This is a genomic window from Pseudomonas sp. NPDC089996 (assembly GCF_044748405.1).
Lineage (GTDB): Bacteria > Pseudomonadota > Gammaproteobacteria > Pseudomonadales > Pseudomonadaceae > Aquipseudomonas.
The window spans coordinates 13488-36391 of sequence record NZ_JBIVGA010000017.1 but is presented as its reverse complement, the minus strand read 5'-3'; the positions used below and the strand labels follow the sequence as shown (position 1 = coordinate 36391).

At 63.4% G+C, this 22904-nt stretch carries 17 protein-coding genes; 8 read left to right on the top strand and 9 right to left on the bottom strand.

Annotated features, from left to right (window positions below; all coding sequences use genetic code 11):
• The first annotated feature begins 75 nt into the window (after positions 1-75).
• The 6 genes from dinG to ACIPW4_RS23650 all read left to right on the top strand — a co-directional run bounded on the left by dinG (position 76) and on the right by ACIPW4_RS23650 (position 8259).
• On the top strand, positions 76-2220 hold the full coding sequence (gene dinG, locus ACIPW4_RS23675) for an ATP-dependent DNA helicase DinG (protein WP_400662116.1): 2145 nt from the start codon (positions 76-78) through the stop codon (positions 2218-2220).
• An 81-nt stretch (positions 2221-2301) separates the two neighbouring features.
• A complete protein-coding gene (locus ACIPW4_RS23670; protein ID WP_400662114.1) occupies positions 2302-4539 on the top strand; it encodes a beta-galactosidase in 2238 nt (745 codons plus the stop codon).
• Positions 4540-4683: 144 nt separating this feature from the next.
• On the top strand, positions 4684-5829 hold the full coding sequence (locus tag ACIPW4_RS23665; protein ID WP_400662111.1) for a serine hydrolase domain-containing protein: 1146 nt from the start codon (positions 4684-4686) through the stop codon (positions 5827-5829).
• Between the two features lie 99 nt (positions 5830-5928).
• On the top strand, positions 5929-6906 hold the full coding sequence (locus tag ACIPW4_RS23660) for an OmpA family protein (protein ID WP_400662108.1): 978 nt from the start codon (positions 5929-5931) through the stop codon (positions 6904-6906).
• Between the two features lie 19 nt (positions 6907-6925).
• Positions 6926-7573 (top strand): pyridoxamine 5'-phosphate oxidase, encoded by a 648-nt coding sequence (gene pdxH, locus ACIPW4_RS23655; RefSeq protein WP_400662106.1) that lies wholly within the window; start codon positions 6926-6928, stop codon positions 7571-7573.
• A gap of 221 nt (positions 7574-7794) precedes the next feature.
• On the top strand, positions 7795-8259 hold the full coding sequence (locus ACIPW4_RS23650) for a glycine zipper 2TM domain-containing protein (protein ID WP_400662103.1): 465 nt from the start codon (positions 7795-7797) through the stop codon (positions 8257-8259).
• Between the two features lie 165 nt (positions 8260-8424).
• Here ACIPW4_RS23650 and ACIPW4_RS23645 read toward each other — a convergent pair whose 3' ends face one another.
• The 7 genes from ACIPW4_RS23645 to ACIPW4_RS23615 all read right to left on the bottom strand — a co-directional run bounded on the left by ACIPW4_RS23645 (position 8425) and on the right by ACIPW4_RS23615 (position 15970).
• Positions 8425-10032 carry an NAD(P)/FAD-dependent oxidoreductase gene (locus ACIPW4_RS23645; protein WP_400662100.1) on the bottom strand — a complete coding sequence of 536 codons (1608 nt, stop codon included), beginning with the start codon at positions 10030-10032 and terminating at the stop codon, positions 8425-8427.
• 103 nt (positions 10033-10135) lie between these two features.
• On the bottom strand, positions 10136-10810 hold the full coding sequence (locus ACIPW4_RS23640) for a COG3650 family protein (RefSeq protein WP_400662098.1): 675 nt from the start codon (positions 10808-10810) through the stop codon (positions 10136-10138).
• A gap of 215 nt (positions 10811-11025) precedes the next feature.
• The gene (locus ACIPW4_RS23635) at positions 11026-11727 is read right to left on the bottom strand and encodes an ABC transporter ATP-binding protein (protein ID WP_003254879.1); all 702 of its coding nucleotides are present in this window, start codon (positions 11725-11727) and stop codon (positions 11026-11028) included.
• Positions 11728-12495, bottom strand: coding sequence for a high-affinity branched-chain amino acid ABC transporter ATP-binding protein LivG (gene livG / locus ACIPW4_RS23630; protein ID WP_003254878.1), 768 nt, complete (start codon positions 12493-12495; stop codon positions 11728-11730).
• Positions 12492-13748 (bottom strand): high-affinity branched-chain amino acid ABC transporter permease LivM, encoded by a 1257-nt coding sequence (locus ACIPW4_RS23625; RefSeq protein WP_400662095.1) that lies wholly within the window; start codon positions 13746-13748, stop codon positions 12492-12494. The genes livG and ACIPW4_RS23625 overlap by 4 nt, the downstream gene beginning before the upstream one ends.
• Positions 13745-14668 carry a high-affinity branched-chain amino acid ABC transporter permease LivH gene (gene livH, locus ACIPW4_RS23620; RefSeq protein WP_110639633.1) on the bottom strand — a complete coding sequence of 308 codons (924 nt, stop codon included), beginning with the start codon at positions 14666-14668 and terminating at the stop codon, positions 13745-13747. Before livH ends, ACIPW4_RS23625 begins: the two co-directional genes overlap by 4 nt.
• Positions 14669-14854: 186 nt before the next feature.
• Positions 14855-15970: a branched-chain amino acid ABC transporter substrate-binding protein gene (locus ACIPW4_RS23615; protein WP_008097477.1), complete on the bottom strand. Its 1116-nt coding sequence runs from the start codon at positions 15968-15970 to the stop codon at positions 14855-14857.
• Positions 15971-16330: 360 nt separating this feature from the next.
• Here ACIPW4_RS23615 and ACIPW4_RS23610 point away from each other — a divergent pair, with 360 nt between their 5' ends.
• Both ACIPW4_RS23610 and ACIPW4_RS23605 read left to right on the top strand, forming a co-directional pair.
• Positions 16331-16642, top strand: a complete 312-nt coding sequence (locus tag ACIPW4_RS23610) for a DUF2288 domain-containing protein (protein ID WP_400662092.1) — start codon at positions 16331-16333, stop codon at positions 16640-16642.
• Positions 16643-16802: 160 nt separating this feature from the next.
• Positions 16803-17690: an NAD(P)-dependent oxidoreductase gene (locus ACIPW4_RS23605; RefSeq protein WP_400662090.1), complete on the top strand. Its 888-nt coding sequence runs from the start codon at positions 16803-16805 to the stop codon at positions 17688-17690.
• Here ACIPW4_RS23605 and ACIPW4_RS23600 read toward each other — a convergent pair.
• Complete coding sequence (locus tag ACIPW4_RS23600) at positions 17590-19854, bottom strand: putative bifunctional diguanylate cyclase/phosphodiesterase (RefSeq protein ID WP_400662087.1); 2265 nt, start codon at positions 19852-19854, stop codon at positions 17590-17592. The genes ACIPW4_RS23605 and ACIPW4_RS23600 overlap by 101 nt on opposite strands.
• Before the next feature lie 194 nt (positions 19855-20048).
• Positions 20049-22895: an RNA polymerase-associated protein RapA gene (gene rapA / locus ACIPW4_RS23595; protein ID WP_400662084.1), complete on the bottom strand. Its 2847-nt coding sequence runs from the start codon at positions 22893-22895 to the stop codon at positions 20049-20051.
• Between the last annotated feature and the right edge of the window lie 9 nt (positions 22896-22904).

Sequence of the window (22904 nt, the reverse complement as noted above, 5' to 3'; positions counted from 1 at the left end):
GGCAATAGCGGGGTATGATAGCCGCCCCATGCGAAACACTGAAAATATATCCAGCCCTTCGGGCGCCTGCAGACCATGATCAGCAACGAACTCAAAGCTACTATCCAGGGCGCCTACACGCGTTTTCTCGAAGCCAAGAGCCTCAAGCCGCGGTATGGCCAGCGCCTGATGATCGCCGAAGTGGCCAAGGTGCTCGGCGACATCGCCTGTGACGACGAAGGCCGCCGCGCTGGCGAGCCCGCCGTGGTCGCGGTGGAGGCGGGCACCGGTACCGGCAAGACGGTCGCCTACGCGCTGGCCGCGATCCCGGCCGCCAAGGCCGCTGGCAAGCGCCTGGTGATCGCTACTGCGACGGTGGCCTTGCAGGAGCAGATCGTCATCAAGGATCTGCCGGACCTGATGCGCAACAGCGGCCTGAACTTCAGCTTCGCCCTGGCCAAAGGCCGTGGCCGTTACCTGTGCCTTTCAAAGCTCGACATCCTGCTGCAGGAGGGCCACGCGCAGTCGGCTACTGCCCAGCTGTTCGAGGAAGAAGGCTTTCATATCGAGGTCGACGAGCGCAGTCAGAAGCTGTTCAACAGCATGATCGAAAAGCTTGCCGGCAACCGTTGGGACGGCGACCGCGACAGCTGGTCAGAGGCCATCGAGGACCAGGACTGGGCGCGCCTGACCACTGACCACAGCCAGTGCACCGGCCGCCACTGCCCGAATTTCCAGCAGTGCGTGTTCTACAAGGCCCGCGAAGGCATGGGCAAGGTCGATGTGATCGTCACCAACCACGACATGGTCCTGGCTGACCTGGCGCTGGGCGGTGGTGCAGTGCTGCCCGACCCGCGTGACACGATGTACGTGTTCGACGAAGGCCACCACCTGCCAGACAAGGCCATCGGCCATTTCGCCCATTACTCGCGCTTGCGCTCCACCGCCGACTGGCTGGAGCAGACCGCCAAGAACCTGACCAAGCTACTGGCCCAGCACCCGTTGCCGGGCGACCTGGGCAAGTACATCGAACAGGTGCCGGAGCTGGCGCGGGAAGTGCGCACCCAGCAACAGTTCATGTTCACGCTGTGCGAGCAGGTGGCCGACTTCCGCCCGAGTGAGGACACCGAAGGCCGTGAGCGCCCGCGTTATCGCTTCGAGGGCGGTGTGGTGCCAGAGCAGATGCGCGAAGTCGGCATCGAATTGAAAAAGGGTTTCGCCCGCCTCAATGACCTGTTCACCCGCCTGGCCGACCTGCTGAAGGAAGGCATGGACGGGGAGGTCAGCATCGGCATCGCCAGCCACCAGGCCGAGGAGTGGTACCCGCTGTTCGGCAGCCTGGTCACACGTGCCCAGGGCAACTGGGAGCTGTGGACTGCGTTCACCGCCGAAGACCCGGAAGACAGCCCGCCCATGGCGCGCTGGCTGACCCTGGCCGAAAGCGGTGCGCTGTTCGACATCGAAGTCAATGCCAGCCCCATCCTGGCCGCCGAGATGCTGCGCCGCAGCCTCTGGAGCGTCGCCCATGGCGCCCTGGTGACCTCGGCCACGCTGACCGCGCTGGGCAAGTTCGACCGCTTCCGCATGCGCTCGGGGTTGCCCCGCGATGTCGTCACGTGCGTGGTCCCCAGCCCGTTCGTGCACGGCGATGCCGGCCTTTTGCGGGTCCCCGATCTCAAAGCCGACCCGCGTGACGCGGCGGCACACACTGCGGCCATCATCCGCGAACTGCCGAACATCGTCGAAGATGCCCGTGGCGCGCTGGTGCTGTTCTCCTCGCGCAAGCAGATGCAGGAAGTGTTCGACGGCCTCGATCGCGACTGGCGCAAGCTGGTGCTGATCCAGGGCAACCTGTCCAAACAGGAAACCTTGAACAAGCACAAGGCGCGAGTCGACGATGGCCAGCACAGCGTGCTGTTCGGCCTGGCCAGCTTCGCCGAAGGCGTCGATCTGCCTGGCGCCTATTGCGAACATGTGGTCATCGCCAAGATCCCCTTCGCGGTACCCGACGACCCGGTCGAAGCGGCCCTGGCCGAGTGGATCGAAGCGCGTGGTGGCAACCCGTTCATGGAAATTGCCGTGCCCGACGCCTCGTTGCGCCTGATCCAGGCCTGCGGTCGCCTTCTGCGTACCGAGCAGGATCGCGGCGTCATTACCTTGCTGGACCGGCGTCTGGTTACGCAGCGCTACGGCAAGGCTATCCTCAACGCGCTGCCGCCTTTCCGGCGGGAAATTTCCTGACGGCCGGAGCACGAGGCGCCGGCCCGTTGTCCATTACTCAGTCGCGGGCTCATGAGGGCCTGGAAGGAGAGCCCCAGCCCTATGATCCGCCACACCTTGCCCGTGGTATTCACCCTGCTGTTCAGCACGCCTTTGCTGGCCGGGCAGCAGACGCTGTTCAGCTTCGTCCGCCCGGCCTCGGTGGTCAATGTGGCGACCGAAGGCACCGGCATGCCACAGTACAATGCGGAACAGACGGCCGAAGGCGAGGTGCTCAGGCGAGTGGTGTTCAATCCGGTCGAACGGCCGACCTTGCGCCTGAGCCCGCAGAGCGGCGTGTGGGACTGGTCGGCCGCGCAGTTTCTCACCCTGCGCATGCAAAGCGCCCAGGACTGGGCCTTGACCGTTGACGTTACCGTACTCGGCAGTGATGGGCGCACGCTGACCAGCCGTGTCGACCTGCCCGCTGGGCCTGCGCAAACGGTCATGGTGCCGCTCAAGGCCACTTCGCCGCTGAGCCAGGGCATGCGTGCCGGGCCGCCCATGCCGTGGCTCTACGAAGGGCAGCGGGTGCTGCTGACCGGCAGCGCCGGTGATGTCGAGCTCAAGCAGGTCGTGTCTGTCAGCCTGACCATACCCAACCCGAAAGTGGCGCAGAACCTGTTGATCGAGAAAGTGGGGCTGCAGGACGACGACCTTGCTTACCAGGCCGCTTACCACGAGTTGATCGACGCCTACGGCCAGTCCACTCGAGGGCACTGGCCCGAGAAGATCGCCAGTGACGATCAGCTCAAGGCCGCCGACGGTCGCGAACAGCAGCAGCTCAAGAGCTGGCTGGCTGAGTATCAGAAGCAGCCACTGGACAACTACGGTGGTTTGCTGACCGGGCCGGCATTCGAAGCCAAGGGCTTCTTCCGCACCCAGAAGCGCGATGGCCGCTGGTACCTGGTCACCCCGCAAGGCCATCCGTTCTTTTCGCTGGGCGTCAATGCCGTGGCCGCCGATGGGGGGCGCACATACGTTGCGGGCCGCGAGGGTATGTTCAAGGCACTGCCAGGTGAAGGCGACCCATTGACGGCCTTCTATGGTGAAGGCAACAACGACGATGGCAATCCCTCGTCACATGGGCGCAGTTTCAAGCAGGGGCGGTGGTTCGACTTCTATGCCGCGAACATCCAGCGCACCTATGGCAAACCTTGCCCACCTGCCGTGGAAGGGCAAGCCGCAGCGCAGTGCCCAGCGCTGGCGCTGGATGCCGAGCGCTGGCAAGGGCACACGCTGGACCGGCTGCAGGCCTGGGGCTTCAATACCCTGGGCAACTGGAGCGACCCGGCTTTTGGCCAGGCCAAACGCATGCCTTATACCTTGCCCCTGTCGATCGTCGGTGACTATGCCAGCATCAGCACCGGCATGGACTGGTGGGGCCGCATGCCAGACCCGTTCGATCCGCGGTTTGCCATGGCCACGGAACGCGCCGTGGCCATTGCCACACGCGATCACCGCGACGACCCCTGGCTGATCGGCTATTTCGCCGACAACGAGCTGGCCTGGGCCGCGCCCGGCAACGACCCCAAGGCTCGCTATGGCCTGGCCTACGGCACCTTGCGCCTGACCACCGACGTGCCAGCCAAGCGCGCCTTCCTCAAGCAGCTGCGTGACAAGTACCGCAACCAGCAGGGGCTGTCCAAGGCCTGGGGCATCGACCTGCAAGCCTGGGAGCTGATGGAGGACCCGGGCTTCGAGGCGCCACTGCCGAATCCCGAGCACCCGGAGATCGAGCGCGATTACCAGTATTTCCAGCAGGTATTCGCCGAGACCTACTTCAAGACCATTTCCGATGCGCTGAAATGGCACGCGCCCAACCACTTGCTGCTGGGCGGCCGCTATGCCGTGAGCACGCCGGAAGCCGTCAAGGCGTGCGCCGAGTTCTGCGATGTCCTGAGTTTCAACTTCTATACCCTCAAGCCCGAGGATGGCTATGACTTCGCCCGCCTGGCCGAACTCGACAAACCGGTGCTGGTGTCCGAGTTCCAGTTCGGTTCACGCGACCGTGGGCCGTTCTGGCCAGGGCCGATGGAGGTGGCAAGGGAAGAGGATCGCGGGCCTGCCTATGGCAACTTCCTCAAGGCCGCGCTGGCCCAGCCGATGATCGTCGGCGCGCATTGGTTCCAGTACCTCGACCAGCCGGCCAGCGGGCGTCTGCTTGATGGCGAGAATGGCCACCTCGGCTTGGTGGCCATTACCGATGTGGCGTATCCGGGGTTTGTCGAGGCGGTGCGCAAGAGCAACCTGCAGGCCGTTGGTCAGTTGCGTGGCGAGCTGGAGAAAAAGGCCCCCTGAAGGTCTACCGGGGGCGCTCTGCGCCCCAGGCACGGATGACATCGTTGCCCGGCAGCAGACCATCCGGCCTTGCCCGGTAGGCAAAACCACCAACTACTGAAACAATGCACACCTTTGTCAGCAAGGTCGTACGGAGAACAGCGGGTGCAGATCCAGGGTCACTATGAGCTGAAGTTCGAAGCCGTGCGCGAGGCGTTCGCGGCATTGTTCGAGGATTCCCAGGAGCGTGGCGCCGCGCTGTGCATCCAGGTCGGTGGCCAGACCGTGGTCGACCTGTGGGCGGGCAGCGCCGACAAGGACGGCCAGCAGGCCTGGCACAGCGATACCATCGCCAACCTGTTCTCCTGCACCAAGACCTTCACCGCCGTGACGGCGCTGCAGCTGGTGGGCGAGGGCAAGCTTGCCCTGGATGCCCCTGTGGCGCGTTACTGGCCGGAATTCGCCCAGGCCGGCAAGCAGAACATCACGCTGCGTCAGTTGCTCAGCCACCGTGCCGGCCTGCCGGCCATCCGCGAGCTGCTGCCGGCTGAAGCCCTGTACGACTGGCAGGCCATGGTCGACGCCCTGGCCGCTGAAACGCCCTGGTGGACCCCCGGCACCGAACACGGCTATGCCGCCATCACCTACGGCTGGCTGATCGGCGAACTGATCCGCCGTGCCGATGGCCGTGGTCCGGGTGAGTCGATCGTCGCCCGTACAGCCCGGCCACTGGGGCTGGACTTCCATGTCGGCCTGCCCGACGAAGAGTTCCACCGTGTGGCACATATTGCCCGTGGCAAGGGCAACGCGGGTGATGCCGCAGCCCAGCGCCTGCTGCAGGTGACCCTGCGCGAACCCGAAGCGCTGTCGACCCGCGCCTTCACCAACCCGCCGGCAATCCTGACCAGCACCAACAAGCCTGAATGGCGGCGCATGCAGCAGCCGGCGGCCAATGGCCACGGTAATGCGCGCAGCCTGGCAGGCTTCTACGCAGGCCTGCTCGACGGCAGCTTGCTCGAATCCGAACTGCTCGACGAACTGACCCGTGAACACAGCCTTGGCCAGGACCGTACCCTGTTGACCCAGACCCGTTTTGGCCTGGGATGCATGCTCGACCAGCCCGATGTGGCCAACGCCACCTTCGGCCTCGGCGCTCGTGCTTTCGGTCATCCAGGCGCCGGTGGTTCGGTCGGCTTCGCCGACCCGGAGCACGACGTGGCCTTCGGTTTCGTGGTCAATACGCTAGGCCCTTACGTGCTCATGGACCCAAGAGCCCAGCAGCTGGTACGCGTGCTTGGCACTTGCCTTTGATCGGGTAACGCGGGTATTACGCAATCCCTTTGACTATCCTCAATGCCAACGCCTGAACTGCGTTGGCAAAATATCTTTCAATTTCATGGTGTATCGCTGATGTCTTCACATAAAACCTTAGCTCTCGCCCTGTGCCTGGCCGCCATCACCGGTTGCGCCAGCCATTCCCAGGACGCTTCCAACGAAGGCGGCAGCAGCTGGTGGCCATTCGGCTCGGACCAGGTTGCCGATAAGGAAGTGAAAGCAGCGGTCACCGAGAAGGTCGCCAAGGCCGACGCCAAGTCCGAGAGCGCCAGCCGCTGGTGGTGGCCGTTCGGTGGTGATGACAAGCAGGCCAAAGGCCCTGTGGTACCGAAAATAGACGAAAAGGCCACTCAGGCCTGGCTGGACCAGTACGAGCCGAAGCTGCGTGAAGCCCTCAAGGACAGCAAGCTGGAGCTGGAGCGCCGCGACAACGTGCTGGTGGTGACCATCCCGGTCGACAGCTCGTACAACCCGGATCGCCCGAACATGCTGCTGCCGATGACCCTGGGCCCGATCACCCGCGTGGCCAAGGCCGTCGAGGGTGACTCCAAGACTGCCGTGCTGGTACTCGGCCATGCCGACACCAGCGGCGTGGCCGCTGCCAACCAGAAGCTGAGCCTTGAGCGCGCCGCTTCGGTATCGGCGATCTTCCGTCTGAGTGGCCTGCAGCGCGACCGCCTGTCGCTCAAGGGCATGGGCTCGGAAATGCCGCGTGCCGCCAACGACAGCCCCGAAGGCCGCGCCCTGAACCGTCGCGTGGAAATGCTGCTGACGCCGCAGAACACCATGCTTGCCTTGCTGGCCAAGTATCAGCAAGCCGCCCCGGCCCCGGCCCCGGCTTCCATGGTTGCCGTTCAGGATGCCAAGGCACCTGCCGCCAAGGTTGCCGAAACCAAGAAACCGGCCGCCAAGCCAGCTGCGAAAAAAGCCGCTGCCAAGCCTGTGGCGAAGACCGCTGCCAAGAAAAAAGCTGCGCCAGCCAAGCCTGCCGCCAAGAAAGCCGCTACCACCGACAAGAAAGTAGCTGCCAACAGCCCTGCGAAGACCAACTGATCGTCAAGGAAACGCAGCCATGACCCAATCCCTGGCCGATATGCGCCGCGACTACACCCGTGATGGCCTGGCTGAAGCCCAGGCACCGGGTGAGCCGTTCGCCTTGTTCCACCAGTGGTTTGCCGATGCAGTGAAGACCGAGCAGCCTCCGGTGGAAGCCAACGCCCTGACCCTTGCTACGGTCGATAGCGAGGGCCGTCCGCATTGTCGCGTGCTGCTGCTCAAGGGCCTCGATGACCGTGGTTTTACCTTTTTCACCAACTATGACAGCGCCAAGGGCCAGCAGCTGCTGGCCAACCCGTTCGCTGCCATGACCTTCTTCTGGCCGGCCCTGGAGCGCCAGGTGCGGATCGAAGGGCGGGTGGAAAAGGTCACGGCCAAGGAGTCGGATGACTATTACCAGGTGCGCCCGCTGGGCAGCCGCCTGGGGGCTTGGGCCTCGCCGCAGAGCCGGGTGATTGCCGATCGTGAGGAGCTCGAAGGGTTGGTCAAGGCCACCGAGGCGCGCTTTTCCGATACCCAACCGCATTGTCCGGACCATTGGGGTGGTTACCGTTTGCTGCCAGAGCGGATCGAGTTCTGGCAGGGACGGGCCAGCCGCCTGCATGACCGGTTGAACTACCGGCTGGTCGACGGGCAGTGGGCGCGTGAGCGCCTGGCGCCTTGATACCCTTGGGGCTGCCAGGCAGCCCCATTCCCTCCTCAAGCCACACTTCTTCCCACATGATGAAGTAATCCGTGGCTATCCTTGGTCTGAGCTGTAACGCCCACATTACTGTCCACCAAGGCTGTACAGGGGCTGAATGGAAATAATTTTTTTGCGTTCGCGCCGTGACAGCCGTCATTGCGCAGCGTCTAATGGACACCTGTTTTATGGAGATTGTACCCATGCGTAAATCCGCTTTGCTGGTGGCGACTTTCACCGCCATGTCGCTGCTGCTCGGTGGCTGTGCCTCGAGCCTGACCGGTGACAGCTACTCCCGTGATGAAGCCCGTCGCGTGCAGACCGTGCGCATGGGTACTATCGAATCCCTGCGTCCGGTCAAGATCGAAGGCACCAAGACCCCGATTGGCGGTGGTGCTGGTGCCATTGTCGGTGGTGTGGCGGGCAGCGCGGTTGGCGGTGGCCGTGGCAGCATCGTAGCTGCCGTGATCGGTGCAGTGGCCGGTGGCCTGGCAGGTTCGGCCGCCGAGGAAGGCATTACCCGTACCCAGGGCGTGGAAATCACCGTGCGTGAAGACGATGGCAGCATGCGCGCCTATGTGCAGGCCGTGCAGGAGAACGAAATCTTCCGCGTTGGCGACCGCGTGCGCATCATGACCGTTGACGGTACCAGCCGCGTTTCGCACTGATCGCCGCGGCAATTAAAAACCCCGAACGGGCCAGGCCTGTTCGGGGTTTTTTGTTGTCCTGCACCGGCCTCTTCGCGGGTAAACCCGCTCCCACAGGGACCGCACAACCCTTGAAACTGTGCAGTACTTGTGGGAGCGGGTTTACCCGCGAAGAGGCCAGTAGCTTTAAAGGCCGAGGATGTCGCGAGCCACGGCCTCGGCGATACGGATACCATCCACACCTGCCGAGAGAATGCCACCGGCATATCCCGCACCTTCACCCGCCGGGAACAGCCCTTTCATGTTCAGGCTCTGGTAATCCGCACCACGGGTAATGCGCAGTGGCGACGAGGTGCGCGTTTCGATCCCGGTCAGTACCGCATCATGCAGGTTGTAGCCTTTGATCTGACGGTCGAACGCCGGCAGCGCCTCGCGAATTGCCTCGATGGCGAAGTCCGGCAGGCTCGGCGCCAGGTCACCCAGGGTCACTCCCGGCTTGTACGACGGCTCGACGCTGCCCAGTGCGGTGGACGGTTTGCCAGCGACGAAGTCGCCCACCAGCTGCGCCGGTGCCTGGTAGTTGCTGCCACCCATGACGTAGGCATGGGCTTCCAGGCGCTCCTGCAGTTCGATGCCGGCCAGAGGGCCACCCGGGTAGTCGCGCTCGGGGTCGATGCCGACGACGATACCGGAGTTGGCATTGCGCTCATTGCGCGAGTATTGGCTCATGCCATTGGTGACGACGCGGCCAGGTTCGCTGGTGGCGGCGACCACGGTGCCGCCCGGGCACATGCAGAAGCTGTACACCGAACGGCCGTTCTTGGCGTGGTATACCAGTTTGTAGTCGGCGGCGCCGAGTTTCGGGTGGCCGGCGTACTTGCCCAGGCGCGCCTTGTCGATCAGCGTCTGTGGGTGCTCGATACGGAAACCCACCGAGAACGGCTTTGCTTCCATGTACACGCCCTTGGCGTGCAGCATGCGGAAGGTGTCGCGGGCGCTGTGGCCCAGGGCCAGGACTACATGGCGCGAGTGCAGCTGTTCGCCGCTCTCCAGCACCACTCCGGTCAGTTGACCGTCTTCGGTGAGCAGGTCGGTGACCTTTTCCTGGAAGCGCACTTCGGCGCCGAGGGCGATCATGTCCTGACGCATCTGCTCGACCATGCCGGTCAGGCGGAAGGTACCAATATGCGGTTTGTTGATGTACAGGATTTCGTCTGGCGCACCGGCCTTGACGAACTCTTCCAGGACCTTGCGGCCGTGATGGTTCGGGTCCTTGATCTGGCTGTAGAGCTTGCCGTCGGAGAAGGTCCCGGCGCCGCCTTCGCCGAACTGCACATTGGACTCGGGGTTGAGCACACTTTTGCGCCACAGGCCCCAGGTGTCCTTGGTGCGCTGGCGCACTTCCTTGCCGCGCTCGAGGATGATCGGCTTGAAGCCCATCTGCGCCAGCAACAGGCCGGCGAAGATACCGCACGGGCCAAAGCCGACCACGATCGGGCGTTCCTGCAGGTTGACCGGGGCCTGGCCGACGAACTTGTAGGTGACGTCGGGTGCCACGCCGATATTGTGATCGTCGGCGAACTTGCTGAGTAGCTCGGCTTCGTTGCTGGCTTGCAGGTCGATGGTGTAGATGAACAGCAGCTCGCTGTTCTTCTTGCGCGCATCGTAGCTGCGCTTGAACAGGTTGAAGCTGAGCAGTTGTTCGTCGCGGATGCCCAGGCGCTGGACGATGGCTTCACGCAGGGCTTCGTCGGGATGGTCCAGGGGCAGCTTCAGTTCGGTGATTCGTAGCATGGCAGGGTCCAGTATCCCGGCCATGGGCGGCCGGCGGCTTTACACAAACCGCCAAGTATAAGCTGTTAGCCGCCCCGACTGGCAGGATAAAAGCACCCGGCGATCAGTTGTCGCGCGCACCGCCGTAGTAACCGCAACCGCGCAGGGTCTGGCCGTCGATGCGCAGCTCTGCGCGCAGGTGACGCACGGCGCCGGTGGCGCCATCGACGCAGCGTTGCGGGGCGACCCATAGTTCAACGTGCTGGCCGTTGGCTTCGCTGGTCAGGGTCAGGCCGCCGCCGGGCACTTCTTCTTCGAGAAATGGCAGGGGCAGCGGGTCCTTGCCGATGCGGTTGAGCACCATGCCCTTGCCGCTGGCCTTGATGTCCCAATCCGGTTCATGGCCATTGGCGCGCAGGGTCAGTTGCTTGAAGTTGGGGTCGTCGCAGGCGCGGGTGGAAGGCTCCAGGCGGTACAGGCGGCTGACCTCCAGCTGGCCATCGTTGTCGGCCTGCTTGCTGCCGGTCAGGCGGCCGCGTACGTCGGCGAACAGTTTGGCGTTGGCGTCCTTGGCCAGGTTGACGGACTCCTGGAGGATGCCGGTGCTGGCGACATCGTTGATCACGAAGTGTCGGGTTTCACCGCAGGGTTTGAACAACAGCCGGCCGCCACCTGCGCTCAGCTCGCCCTGCATGCGCGTGGTACCGATGTTCGGGTCGCGAGGTTGCTCGGCCAGCAACTGGCAGCCGGCGAACAGGGGCAGCAGGGCGGTGAGCAGCAGGGTAGGGGTGAGGCGCATGGGGCGGGCTCCGGGGATCTTCAAAGAGCTGGCCACGTTACTCAGGCTGGCAGCGGATCTCAAGTAAATGGTTGCCTGTGCCGGCCCCTTCGCGGGTAAACCCGCTCCCACAGGTACTGCATAACCTGTGGGAGCGGGTTTACCCGCGAAGAGGCCGGTGCTGCCGATACATTTCTCACAGGCAGAAAAAAAGGCCCGAAGGCCCTTTTTCCGGATCACCCCCCAAGGTACGCGTCGCGCACTTTCGGGTCGGTCAGCAGTGCTTCACCGGTGCCCTGCATCACCACCCGGCCGTTCTCCAGCACATAGGCCCGGTCGGCAATCTTCAGCGCCTGGTTGGCGTTCTGCTCCACCAGGAACACCGTCACGCCATCGCGGCGCAGCTGTTCGATGATGTCGAAGATCTGCTGGATGATGATCGGCGCCAGGCCCAGCGAAGGCTCGTCGAGCAGCAACAGCTTGGGCTTGCTCATCAGCGCCCGGCCGATCGCCAGCATCTGCTGCTCGCCACCGGACATGGTGCCGCCACGCTGGATGTAACGCTCCTTCAGGCGCGGGAACAGCTGCAAGACCTTGTCCAGCTGCTCCTGGTAGTCGCCCTTGTCGGTGAAGAAGCCGCCCATGGCCAGGTTTTCCTCGACGGTCAGACGGGCGAACACGCGGCGGCCTTCCGGCACCACCGCGATGCTTTTGCGCATGATGTGCGAGGACGGCTGGCCGACCAGTTCTTCACCGAGGTACTTGATGCTGCCGCTGTGCGCCTGCGGTGAGCCGCACAGGGTCATCAGCAAGGTCGACTTGCCGGCGCCGTTGGCACCGATCAGGGTGACGATCTCGCCCTGGTTGATCTCCACGTTGACGCTGTGCAGCGCCTGGATCTTGCCGTAGAAGGTGGAAACGTTCTCGAACTTCAGCATTTACGCTTCCCCCAGGTAGGCTTTGATCACATCAGGGTTGTCGCGGATCTCCTCCGGGGTGCCGTGGGCCAGCGGCGTGCCCTGGTTGATCACGACGATGTGGTCGGAGATGCTCATCACCAGCTTCATGTCGTGCTCGATCAGCAGCACGGTGACGTTGTGCGACTCACGCAGGTAGGCGATCAGCGCCTTGAGGTCCTCGGTTTCCTTCGGGTTCAGGCCGGCGGCCGGTTCGTCGAGCATGATGATGCGCGGCTGGGTCATCATGCAGCGGGCGATTTCCAGGCGACGCTGCTGGCCGTAGGCAAGGGTGCCGGCGGTACGGTTGGCGAACTCGGTCAGGTTGACCTTCTCCAGCCAATACTGCGCGCGCTCCATGGCTTCCTTCTCGCTGCGGCGGAAGCTCGGGGTCTTGAACAGGCCGGCGAAGAAGTTGGTGTTCAGATGACGGTGCTGGGCGATCAGCAGGTTTTCCAGCGCGGTCATTTCCTTGAACAGGCGTACGTTCTGGAAGGTCCGCACCACGCCCTTGCGGGCGATCTGGTGGCCGGCCAGGCCCTGGATCGGCTGGCCGTCGAGCAGGATGGTGCCGCCGCTTGGCTTGTAGAAGCCGGTCAGGCAGTTGAACACCGTGGTCTTGCCGGCGCCGTTCGGGCCGATCAGCGCCACCACCTGTTTTTCCTTGACGGTCAGGGCTACGCCGTTGACCGCCAACAAGCCGCCGAAGCGCATGCTCAGGCCGCTGACTTGCAGAATTTCACGGCTCATCGATGCAGCTCCATATGGGGACGTTGCATAGGCAGCAGGCCTTGCGGACGCCAGATCATCATCAACACCATCAGCGCACCGAACATCAGCATCCGGTATTCGCTGAACTCACGCATCAGCTCTGGCAGCAGGATCATCACGATGGCCGCGAGAATCACGCCCAGTTGTGAGCCCATGCCGCCGAGCACGACGATGGCGAGGATGATCGCCGACTCGATGAAGGTGAACGACTCCGGCGTCACCAGGCCCTGGCGCGCAGCGAAGAAGCTGCCGGCGAAACCGGCGAAGCAGGCACCCAGGGTGAAGGCCGAGAGCTTGATGATGGTCGGGTTCAGGCCCAACGCACGGCAGGCGATCTCGTCTTCGCGCAGCGCTTCCCAGGCGCGGCCGATCGGCATGCGCAGCAGGCGGTTGATCACGAACAGTGCCAGCAGGGCCAGCAGCAGGGCGACCAGGTAGAGGAAGATGACCTTGTTGATCGAGTTGTATTCCAGCCCGAAGAACTCGTGGAAGGTCTGCATCCCCTCGGCGGCGCGGCGTTCGAAGGTCAGGCCGAAGAACTCCGGCTTGGGGATGTTGCTGATGCCGTTGGGGCCGCCGGTCCAGTCGGTGAGGTTGCGCAGGAACAGGCGGATGATCTCGCCGAAGCCGAGGGTCACGATCGCCAGGTAGTCACCGCGCAAGCGCAGCACCGGGAAGCCGAGCAGGAAACCGAAGGTGGCGGCCATCAGGCCGGCGATCGGCAGGCAGACCCAGAAGCTCCAGCCCAGGTAGTGCGAGAGCATCGCGTAGCTGTAGGCGCCGACGGCGTAGAAGCCGACGTAGCCCAGGTCGAGCAGCCCCGCCAGACCGACCACGATGTTCAGGCCCAAGCCCAGCAGCACGTAGATCAGGATCAGCGTGGCAATGTCGACCGCCCCGCGCGAACCGAAGAACGGCCATACCAGCGCCGCGACGATCAGGCCCACGATCACATAGCGCTGGGTTTTCGGCAGGGTCAGGTAGTTGCTGACGGCCGGCGGGATCAGTTTGCGATCCGAGCGACGGCCCATCACCGAACTCCACTGCTTGTCGAACAGCACGCGCAGGAACATCAGCACCGAGCACACGGCGATGATGCTGATGGTGAACGAGCCTTGGCTGTGCACGATCAGGCTGATGCCGTCGATGCTCAGCTTCAGGCCCAGCACCGGGAAGGCCACGGCCCAGACCAGCAAGGCGCTGAAGAACGCCTGTTTGAGATTTCTGTTCATACTTTTTCAACCTCCGGGCGGCCGAGGATGCCGGTCGGCCGGAACAGCAAGACAAGAACCAACAAGCCGAATGCCACCACGTCCTTGTACTGGTCGCCGAAGATGTCGGCACCGAAGGCTTCGGCAACGCCCAGCACCAGCCCGCCGAGCATGGCGCCCGGAATGCTGCCGATGCCGCCCAGTACCGCCGCGGTGAAGGCCTTCAGGCCCACCAGGAAACCGGCGTTGGGGTTGATCACCCCGTACTGCATGCTCAGCAGCACGGCCGCCACGGCCGCCAGGGCGGCGCCGATGACGAAGGTCAGGGCGATGATGTTGTTGGTGTTGATGCCCAGCAGGTTGGCCATCTTGATGTCCTCGGCGCAGGCGCGGCAGGCGCGGCCCAGGCGGGAACGGGAGATGAACAGGGTCAGGCAGGTCATGGCCACCAGGGTGACCACGAACACCAGGATCTGCATGTAGCTGATCAATACTTCTTCTGCACCACCGGGCCCGAAGGAGATGCTCCCAGGGATCAGGTTGGGGATGGATTTGTCCTTCGAGTCTTGCGACAACAAGACCGTGTTCTGCAGGAAGATCGACATGCCGATGGCAGAAATCAGCGGGATCAGGCGGTTGCTGTTGCGCAGGGGGCGGTAGGCAACCCGTTCGATGCTGTAGCCATAGGCACTGGTAACGCAGATCGTCGCGACGAAGGCGACGGTCATCAGGATCGGCAGCGAATGGATGCCCATCATGGCCAGGCCCGCCAGGGCGATGAAGGCCACATAGGAACCGATCATGTACACCTCGCCGTGGGCGAAGTTGATCATGCCGATGATGCCGTACACCATCGTGTAGCCGATGGCGATCAAGGCATAGGTGCTGCCGATGGTCAATCCATTAACCAGTTGTTGGAAGAAATGGTAGATCTCAGGCATTACAGCGCTCCTAAAAACCTGATTTGCATTTCACTGGCCGGGGTACGGCCAGGAAACCGCGGGTGACGGTTTTAAGATTTTCAGGTGGGTCGGCCCCCGGATCGCGGGGATCAGGCCCATGAACCTCGTAAAACAAAGCCCACTGCTCGCACAGTGGGCTTCTACGGTCAGCTATTAGTCACGCAGTTACTGAGGGGAGACTTCGGTCTTCGGCTTGCCGAAGTGCCATTCGTAGACCACGAACTTGAAGTCTTTCAGGTCGCCTTTCTCGTCGTAGGTCAGAGTGCCGGTTGGCGTCTTGAAGGAACCGGCGTGGATGGCTGCCGCCACCTTGTCGGTGTCTTCGGACTTGGCCGCTTCGATCCCTTTGGCGATCAGCTCCACAGCCGAGTAGGCCGGGAACACGAACGGACCGCTCGGGTCCTTGCCGTCTGCCTTGATGGCGTCGACGATGGCCTTGTTCTCAGGGTCGGCGTCGAACGACTTCGGCAGGGTGACCAGCAGGCCTTCGGAGGCGTTCTGGGCGATCTGCGAGATGGAGTCGTTACCCACGCCTTCCGGGCCCATGAACTTGGCTTTCAGGCCTTTTTCCTGGGCTTGGCGCAGGATCAGGCCCAGTTCCGGGTGGTAGCCGCCGTAGTAGACGAAGTCGACGTTGTTCTGCTTGAGCTTCTGGATGATCGAGGAGAAGTCCTTGTCACCGGCGTTCAGGCCTTCGAAGACGGCAACCTTGGTGCCTTTCTTCTCGAGGGTCTGCTTGACCGCGGTGGCGATGCCTTCACCGTACTGCTGCTTGTCGTGCAGCACGGCGACCACTTTCGGCTTGACGTGGTCGGCGATGTAGTTGCCGGCAGCCGGGCCCTGGGCGCTGTCCAGGCCGATAGTGCGGAAGATCAGCTTGTAGCCACGGGCGGTGATTTCCGGCGAGGTGGCGGCCGGGGTGATCATGATCACGCCTTCGTCTTCGTAGATGTCGGACGCTGGCTGGGTGGAGCTGGAGCACAGGTGGCCGATGACGAACTTGACGCCGTCGTTGACCACTTTGTTGGCGACTGCCACGGCCTGTTTAGGGTCGCAGGCGTCGTCGTATTCCTTGGCTTCGAGCATCTTGCCATCGACGCCGCCCTTGGCGTTGATGTCCTTGATGGCCTGTTTGGCGCCGATGAACTGCATGTCGCCGTACTGGGTCACAGGGCCGGTTTTAGGGCCCGCGATCCCGATCTTGATGGTATCGGCGGCAAACGAATGGCTGGCTACCCCGGCCAGTACCATTGCGGCGAACAGCTTGGAAATCTTGATCATAGTGCTCCACTCATTCTGTTGTAATTCTTATAGTCCTGGCGGCCAGGGCTACAGACCGGGCGGGATTTGCGGCATGGCCACGCCACACTGCATGCCCACCTTCCCCCGGAACATGTCCCGGAACTGTACCGGTACAGTGTAGAGCGCTGTCCGCGCGCTTGAAAAGCGGGCAAAAAGTGCCTGTTCTACGGGTTGTCGCATGGTCGACACAAAGATACAGAAAAGCGCCATCACTTTGCCTGTATTCAGGGCTCCACCCCACAACTTCGGAGCCAATCGACCAAATTACATATTTGAAACCGGGTTTTTCTGCAAAAATGCCGGCCATTTTTCATTGGCGGAATTTGCGGGTACAAACCCATGACTGATCAAACAAGCACCCTCTATGCCAAATTGCTTGGCGAGACGGCGACAATCGAGTGGACGGCTTTGGAGCGTTTCTGGGCCAAAGGTGACCTGATTTGGGTCGACCCCAGCCTTGACCTGATCGAAGTTGCCGCGGCGATGGCCGAGAATCGCAGCGAGATCTTCGCCAAGTGGCGCAGTGATGGCACTGTCGGGCCGGTCACGGCCGAACAGGCGCTTGACCTGCAAAGCCGCGATCCAGAGATCTGGGCGGTGGTGGTTTCGCCGTTCATCGTGATCCAGGCGAAGCGGCCGCCGGTGGCGTGATCTCTTTTGGTGCGTAAAAATACGCAGCGGCTTCGTTGCAGTGCTCGAGGCCGTTCAGAGCGGGTAGAGCTAAGTAACAATTCGGCGTGGCGGTAACAGTTTACGGGATGCGTAATGTGACGCGCAGTGGAACCGGTCATTGAATAGTCAGGAGTCATCGATGAGTCATGCACTACCTTCGCTTGGATTCGCCGGCATCGGCCTGATGGGCCTGCCCATGTGTCGGCGTCTTTTGGCAGCCGGTTACCCGCTGACCGTATGGAACCGCAGCCCGGACAAATGCGCCGCGTTGGTGGCTGCAGGTGCGCGGTTGGCTGCCAGCCCCGCCGAGTTGTGCCGTCACAGCGACATGGTGTTGCTGTGCCTGGCCGACACCGCAGTCGTGCGCGAAGTGGTGTTTGGCGAGCAGGGCATCGCCGAAGGGGGGCGCAGCGGCCAGTTGCTGGTGGACTTCTCCAGCCTGGAGCCGACCGCTACTCGGGAAATGGCAGCCGAGCTGGCTGCCCTGTGCGGCATGGCCTGGCTGGATGCCCCGGTATCCGGCGGCACGCCAGGCGCCGAGGCGGGCACCCTGGCAATCATGGTAGGGGGCGAGGCCGCTGACCTGCAGCGTGCGCGTCCGGTGTTGCAGGTGCTTGGCCAGCGCGTGACCCATATGGGCGGTGTAGGGGCAGGGCAGGTGACCAAGGCCTGCAATCAGATGATCGTGGCCTGCAATGCGCTGGTGATCGCCGAGGTGGTGGCGCTGGCCGAGCAGTCAGGTGTCGATGCCACCTTGATCGCCGAAGCCCTTGCCGGTGGCTTTGCCGATTCGAAGCCGCTGCAGATCCTGGCACCGCAGATGGCCGAAAGCCGTTTCGAACCCGTCAAATGGCACGTGCGCACGCTGCTCAAGGACCTCGACGGCGCCGTCAAGCTTTCGCGAGAGCAGGGCGCCGCAACGCCGCTCAGTGGCCTTGCCGCGCAGTTGATGCGCCTGCACGGTAGCCAGGGGAATCTGCAAAAAGATCCGGCGACCCTGGTAGAGCTGTATCGCAACAAGGGCTGATGACCGCTTCGTGGCGGTCGAGCAGGTCGAGTACAGGCCGTAGTTCGGCCAACGGTACCGGGCGGCTGAGCAGGTAGCCTTGCAGGTAGTCGCAGCCGTTGCTGGCCAGAAACGCGTACTGCTCGACGGTTTCTACCCCCTCGCTGACCACCTGCAGGTGCAAGGTGTGGGCCATGGCAATGATGGCCTGGATGATCTCGCGATCCTTTTGGTTGCCAGGCACATCCTGCAGGAAGCTGCGGTCGATCTTCAGTACGTCCAGCGGCAGGCGCTTGAGGTAGGCCAGCGAAGAGTAGCCGGTGCCGAAGTCGTCGATCGACAGGCTGACACCTTGGCCACGAATGCGCTTGAGCAGGCTGACCGTATGCTGAATATCGCCCATCAGGGCGTTCTCGGTGACTTCCAGCTCCAGGTGGCGCGGCGCCAGGCCGGCCTGGAACAGCGCAATCTCCACTTCGTTGGGCAGGGCTTCGTGTCCCAGGGTCAGCGCCGAGCAATTGACGGTGACCCTGAGGCTGGTAAAGCCGTTGCGGTGCAGCTGGGCCAGATCCTGGCAGGCGTGGCGCAGTACCCACAGGTCGAGGTCGACAATCAGGCCGTTGGCTTCGGCGATGCCGATGAAGCGATCAGGCCCCAACATCCCATGCTGCGGGTGCTGCCAGCGCACCAGTGCTTCGAGTTTGGCCACTTGGCCGGAGCGCGGGTCGAAGATCGGCTGGTAGTGCACGCAAAGCCCCCGCTCTTCCAGCAGGGCGATGCGCAGTTCCTCTTCCAGCTGCAGCTCCAGGCTGGCGCGGCTTCTCAGGCTGCTGTTGAAAAAATGCAGGCTGTTGCGGCCACTGCCTTTGGACTGGTACAGCGCTAGGTCGGCATGCTTGAGCAGTTCTTCGGCGGTTACGCCGTCATCCGGGTAGATACTGATACCGATGCTGGTGGTCATGACCATGCGCCTGCCACCCAGGTCGATCGGCTCCTTCATCCGTTGCATGATGCGTTGGGCCAGATGACGCGCCTCCTCGCAGGTGTTGAGGCTGGTGACCACGCAGAATTCATCGCCACCGAAGCGCGCAACCAGGTCCTGACTGCGGGTGGCTGCCTTGATGTGGTTGGCGATGACCTTGAGCAGTTCATCACCGGCGTCATGGCCAAGGCTGTCGTTGATCCGCTTGAAATGGTCGATGTCGAGGAACATCACGGCCAGGTGGCTTTCACTGGCATCCTGTTCGGCCAAGCGTTCGGCGAATATCTGGTTGAAGCCACGGCGGTTGACCAAATTGGTCAGGGCATCGTAATGAGCCGCCTGCTGCAGTGACGCGCGGGCCTGGTCGAGTTGGCTGAGCAGCACACCGTAACGGCGCAGGTCGTCTTCTTTGCTTTGCAGCTTTTTATCCGCCAGCGCGGCGCTGATGCTGCTGCCGCTGATCAGCAAGGTGATGAAGGCCACGGTCAGCCCCAGCTGCAGGCTGTTGTTCGTGGATGGCAGGCTCAGGGCAGTCGAGACCGGGATCACCAGGGTCATTGCGGCCATGGCGGTGAAATGAGTGGCGACGATACCGCCGGCCATCAGCAGGCTGGCGCCATATTTCATCACTTGATGCAGGGGACCGCTGCCAGTGCGGAAATAGCGGGCCAGCAGCAGGGCAGCGAGGCTGGTCAGCAGCGCGATGGCAGCGCTGACGAGCAACAGACCGGTCTGGTAATACTGCTGGGCGCCGGTCTGCAGCGCGGCCATGCCGACGAAATGCATCAGGATGATGCCCAGGCCAATCAGCAGGGCGCTTTGCAAGTAGTGGTGCAGGCGCATTTCGACGCGGTCGAGGCTGGTCATCGCCATCCAGGCCGCCACCAGTGCGATCAGCAGCGACAAGCCGGTCAGGGATGCGTCGTAGTGCATTTCCACCGGCGCCTCGAACGCCAGCATGCTGATGAAGTGCATGGCCCAGATACCCCCCGCCAGGCAGCAGGCACCGAGCATCCGCCATTGCCGCCGTGCGGCGGGGTGTTCGCTCTGGGATTGGCGTTCGGCCATGTCGAGGGTGGCAAAGCAGGCTGCGCTGGCCACCGCGAAGGCGATCATGATCAGCAGCGGTTCATGGCGGCAGTCGATGACGATGCGCCCGTTAACCGGCAGTTGGGTGAACAGTTGCAGCCCCAGCCATTCCATTGCTTGCCCTTTGCTCGAGTTTTCACTCGTCTCCGTTCAAACCCGGCGGAGACTGTTCTGGGGCAGTATAGAAGAGGTGGTTAAGCCTTCCTGAATAATGGCACTTTGGTACCAATGATTTGGTTCTGAAGCCGATAGCCAGCCGGTATAAAGAATCGGGGCCACCATGCGGCCCCGGTAATTTGGCGAGTGAATCAGCCCGCGACCAGCACGCGAATCGCTTCGAGGCGCAGCGCGGCCTTATCCAGCATGGCCAGCCCCTGTTCACGCTGCTTGCGCAACGCGTCGATCTCGCTGTCACGCACGCTCGGGTTGACCGCCTGCAGAGCCGTCAGGCGCGCCAGCTCTTCGTCGGCTTCGGCAGCCAGCCGGCGCTGGGCTTCGGTCACGCGCTCGACGTGGACCGGCATGACCTTGGCTTCACCCCCGCTGATGCGCTGGGCCAGCACGTCACGCTGGGCCTGGACGAACTTGTTGGCGCTGGCACGCGGCACGCTTTCGAGCTGCTCATTGAGCGTTTCGAAGGCCACCCGCGAAGCCAGGTCGTTGCCATTGGCATCCAGCAGGCAACGCAGTGCCGCCGGCGGCAGGTAGCGGCCCAGTTGCAGGCTGCGCGGCGCCACCACCTCGCTGACGAACAGCAGTTCGAGCAGTACGGTGCCGGGCTTGAGTGCCTTGTTCTTGATCAGTGCCACCGCCGTATTGCCCATCGAGCCGGACAACACCAGGTCCATGCCACCTTGTACCATCGGGTGTTCCCAGGTAAGGAACTGCATGTCCTCGCGCGACAGGGCCTGGGCACGGTCGTAGGTGATGGTCACGCCCTCGTCGTCGCCCAGCGGGAAGCTGGCGTCGAGCATCTTCTCGCTCGGTTTGAGGATCAGGGCATTTTCCGAATGGTCTTCGCTATCGATGCCAAAAGCATCGAACAGGGTTTCCATGTAGATCGGCAAGGCGAACTGGTCGTCCTGCTCGAGGATGGCCTCGACCAGCGCCTGGCCTTCGCCGGCACCACCGGAGTTGAGCTCCAGCAGGCGGTCACGGCCGCTGTGCAGCTCTGCCTCCAGGCGCTCGCGTTCGCCACGGGCCTCGTCGACCAGTGTGGTCCAGGCCTTGGCGTCACCGCCTTCGAGCATTGGCAACAGGCGCGGGCCGAACTGATGCTGCAGGGCATTGCCGGTCGGGCAGGTATTGAGGAAGGCATTGAGGCCTTCGTGGTACCACTGGAACAGGCGCTCCTGCGGGCTGTCCTGCAGGTACGGGATGTGCAGTTCGATGGTGTGCTTCTGGCCGATCCGGTCGAGGCGGCCGATACGCTGTTCGAGCAGGTCCGGGTGGGCCGGCAGGTCGAACATCACCAGGTGATGGGCGAACTGGAAGTTGCGGCCTTCGCTGCCGATCTCGGAGCAGATCAGCACCTGGGCGCCGAATTCTTCGTCGGCGAAGTAGGCGGCGGCGCGGTCGCGCTCGAGGATGCTCATGCCTTCGTGGAACACCGTGGCCGGGATGCCGGAGCGCACGCGCAGGGCGTCTTCCAGGTCCATGGCGGTTTCGGCGTGGGCACAGATCACCAGGACCTTGGTGCGCTTGAGCATCTTCAGGGTGTCGATCAGCCAGTCGACCCGTGGGTCGAAGCGCCACCAGCGCTCGTCATCGCTGACTTCACCTTGTGCCTGGAACGCCACCTCCGGGTACAGCTCGGCGTGTTCGCCGGCTGGCAAGTCGTGGTAGGGCTCGGGGTTGGCCAGCGGATACGGGTGCAGCTTGCGCTCGGGGAAGCCCTGCACCGCCGCACGGGTGTTGCGGAACAGCACGCGGCCGGTGCCGTGGCGGTCGAGCAACTCCCGGATCAAGCGGGCGCTGGCCTGGGTATCGCCATCGTTGACCGCCGCCAGCAGGGCCTCGCCTTCGGCGCCGAGGAAGCCCTGAATGGTGGCATGTGCCTTTGGTGAGAGGCGGCCCTCTTCGAGCAGTTCCTGCACGGCCTCGGCGACGGGGCGGTAGTTTTCGCTCTCGGCGCGGAACGCCGCGAGGTCATGGAAACGGTTAGGGTCGAGCAGGCGCAGGCGGGCGAAGTGGCTGTCCTGGCCGAGTTGCTCGGGGGTAGCGGTCAGCAGCAGCACGCCCGGGATTACCTGGGCCAGCTGCTCGACCAGGCCGTATTCGGCGCTGGCCTGCTCTTCATGCCACACCAGGTGGTGCGCTTCGTCGACCACCATCAGGTCCCAGCCAGCGGCGAACAGCGCGTCCTGGGCCTTTTCGTCATCGACCAGCCATTCCAGGGCGACCAGCGCCAGCTGGGCATCCTCGAACGGGTTGCTGGCGTCGCTTTCGATGAAGCGCTCGGCGTCGAACAAGGCGACCTGCAGGTTGAAGCGCCGGCGCATTTCCACCAGCCACTGGTGTTGCAAGTTTTCCGGGACCAGGATCAGCACGCGGTTGGCGCGACCGGACAGCAGCTGGCGGTGAATCACCAGGCCAGCTTCGATGGTCTTGCCCAGGCCTACTTCGTCGGCCAGCAATACGCGCGGGGCGCTGCGGTCGGCGACTTCGCGGGCGATGTGCAACTGATGGGCGATCGGTTGCGCGCGGCAGCCACCCAAGCCCCACAGCGACGACTGCATCTGCTTGCTGGTGTGGTGCAGCGTGTTGTACCGAAGGCTGAACCACGACAGCGGGTCGATCTGCCCGGCGAACAGGCGGTCGCTGGCCAGGCGGAACTGGATGAAGTTCGACAGCTGGGTTTCCGGCAGGGTGCGGGGCTGGTTCTGGCCATCCAGGCCGTGGTAGACCATCAGCCCGTCGATGTCCTCGACTTCGCGCACGGTCAGCTTCCAGCCTTCGAAGTGGGTGATCTGGTCACCTGGCGAGAAGCGCACGCGGGTCAGCGGCGCATTGCGCAGGGAATACTGGCGGGTGTCGCCAGTGGCCGGGTAGAGCACGGTCAGCAGGCGGCCATCCTGCGCCAGGATGGTCCCCAGGCCTAGCTCCGCTTCGCTGTCGCTGATCCAGCGTTGCCCCGGTTGATACTGCTGCGCCATACTGCCTGA

What these genes read in the sequence shown, in the direction of transcription:
- dinG (WP_400662116.1), top strand. Translation starts at nt 76, where the DNA reads ATGATCAGCAACGAACTCAAAGCTACTATCCAGGGCGCCTACACGCGT.
- ACIPW4_RS23670 (WP_400662114.1), top strand. Translation starts at nt 2,302, where the DNA reads ATGATCCGCCACACCTTGCCCGTGGTATTCACCCTGCTGTTCAGCACG.
- ACIPW4_RS23660 (WP_400662108.1), top strand. Translation starts at nt 5,929, where the DNA reads ATGTCTTCACATAAAACCTTAGCTCTCGCCCTGTGCCTGGCCGCCATC.
- pdxH (WP_400662106.1), top strand. Translation starts at nt 6,926, where the DNA reads ATGACCCAATCCCTGGCCGATATGCGCCGCGACTACACCCGTGATGGC.
- ACIPW4_RS23650 (WP_400662103.1), top strand. Translation starts at nt 7,795, where the DNA reads ATGCGTAAATCCGCTTTGCTGGTGGCGACTTTCACCGCCATGTCGCTG.
- ACIPW4_RS23645 (WP_400662100.1), bottom strand. Translation starts at nt 10,032, where the DNA reads ATGCTACGAATCACCGAACTGAAGCTGCCCCTGGACCATCCCGACGAA.
- ACIPW4_RS23640 (WP_400662098.1), bottom strand. Translation starts at nt 10,810, where the DNA reads ATGCGCCTCACCCCTACCCTGCTGCTCACCGCCCTGCTGCCCCTGTTC.
- ACIPW4_RS23635 (WP_003254879.1), bottom strand. Translation starts at nt 11,727, where the DNA reads ATGCTGAAGTTCGAGAACGTTTCCACCTTCTACGGCAAGATCCAGGCG.
- livG (WP_003254878.1), bottom strand. Translation starts at nt 12,495, where the DNA reads ATGAGCCGTGAAATTCTGCAAGTCAGCGGCCTGAGCATGCGCTTCGGC.
- ACIPW4_RS23625 (WP_400662095.1), bottom strand. Translation starts at nt 13,748, where the DNA reads ATGAACAGAAATCTCAAACAGGCGTTCTTCAGCGCCTTGCTGGTCTGG.
- livH (WP_110639633.1), bottom strand. Translation starts at nt 14,668, where the DNA reads ATGCCTGAGATCTACCATTTCTTCCAACAACTGGTTAATGGATTGACC.
- ACIPW4_RS23615 (WP_008097477.1), bottom strand. Translation starts at nt 15,970, where the DNA reads ATGATCAAGATTTCCAAGCTGTTCGCCGCAATGGTACTGGCCGGGGTA.
- ACIPW4_RS23610 (WP_400662092.1), top strand. Translation starts at nt 16,331, where the DNA reads ATGACTGATCAAACAAGCACCCTCTATGCCAAATTGCTTGGCGAGACG.
- ACIPW4_RS23605 (WP_400662090.1), top strand. Translation starts at nt 16,803, where the DNA reads ATGAGTCATGCACTACCTTCGCTTGGATTCGCCGGCATCGGCCTGATG.
- ACIPW4_RS23600 (WP_400662087.1), bottom strand. Translation starts at nt 19,854, where the DNA reads ATGGAATGGCTGGGGCTGCAACTGTTCACCCAACTGCCGGTTAACGGG.
- rapA (WP_400662084.1), bottom strand. Translation starts at nt 22,895, where the DNA reads ATGGCGCAGCAGTATCAACCGGGGCAACGCTGGATCAGCGACAGCGAA.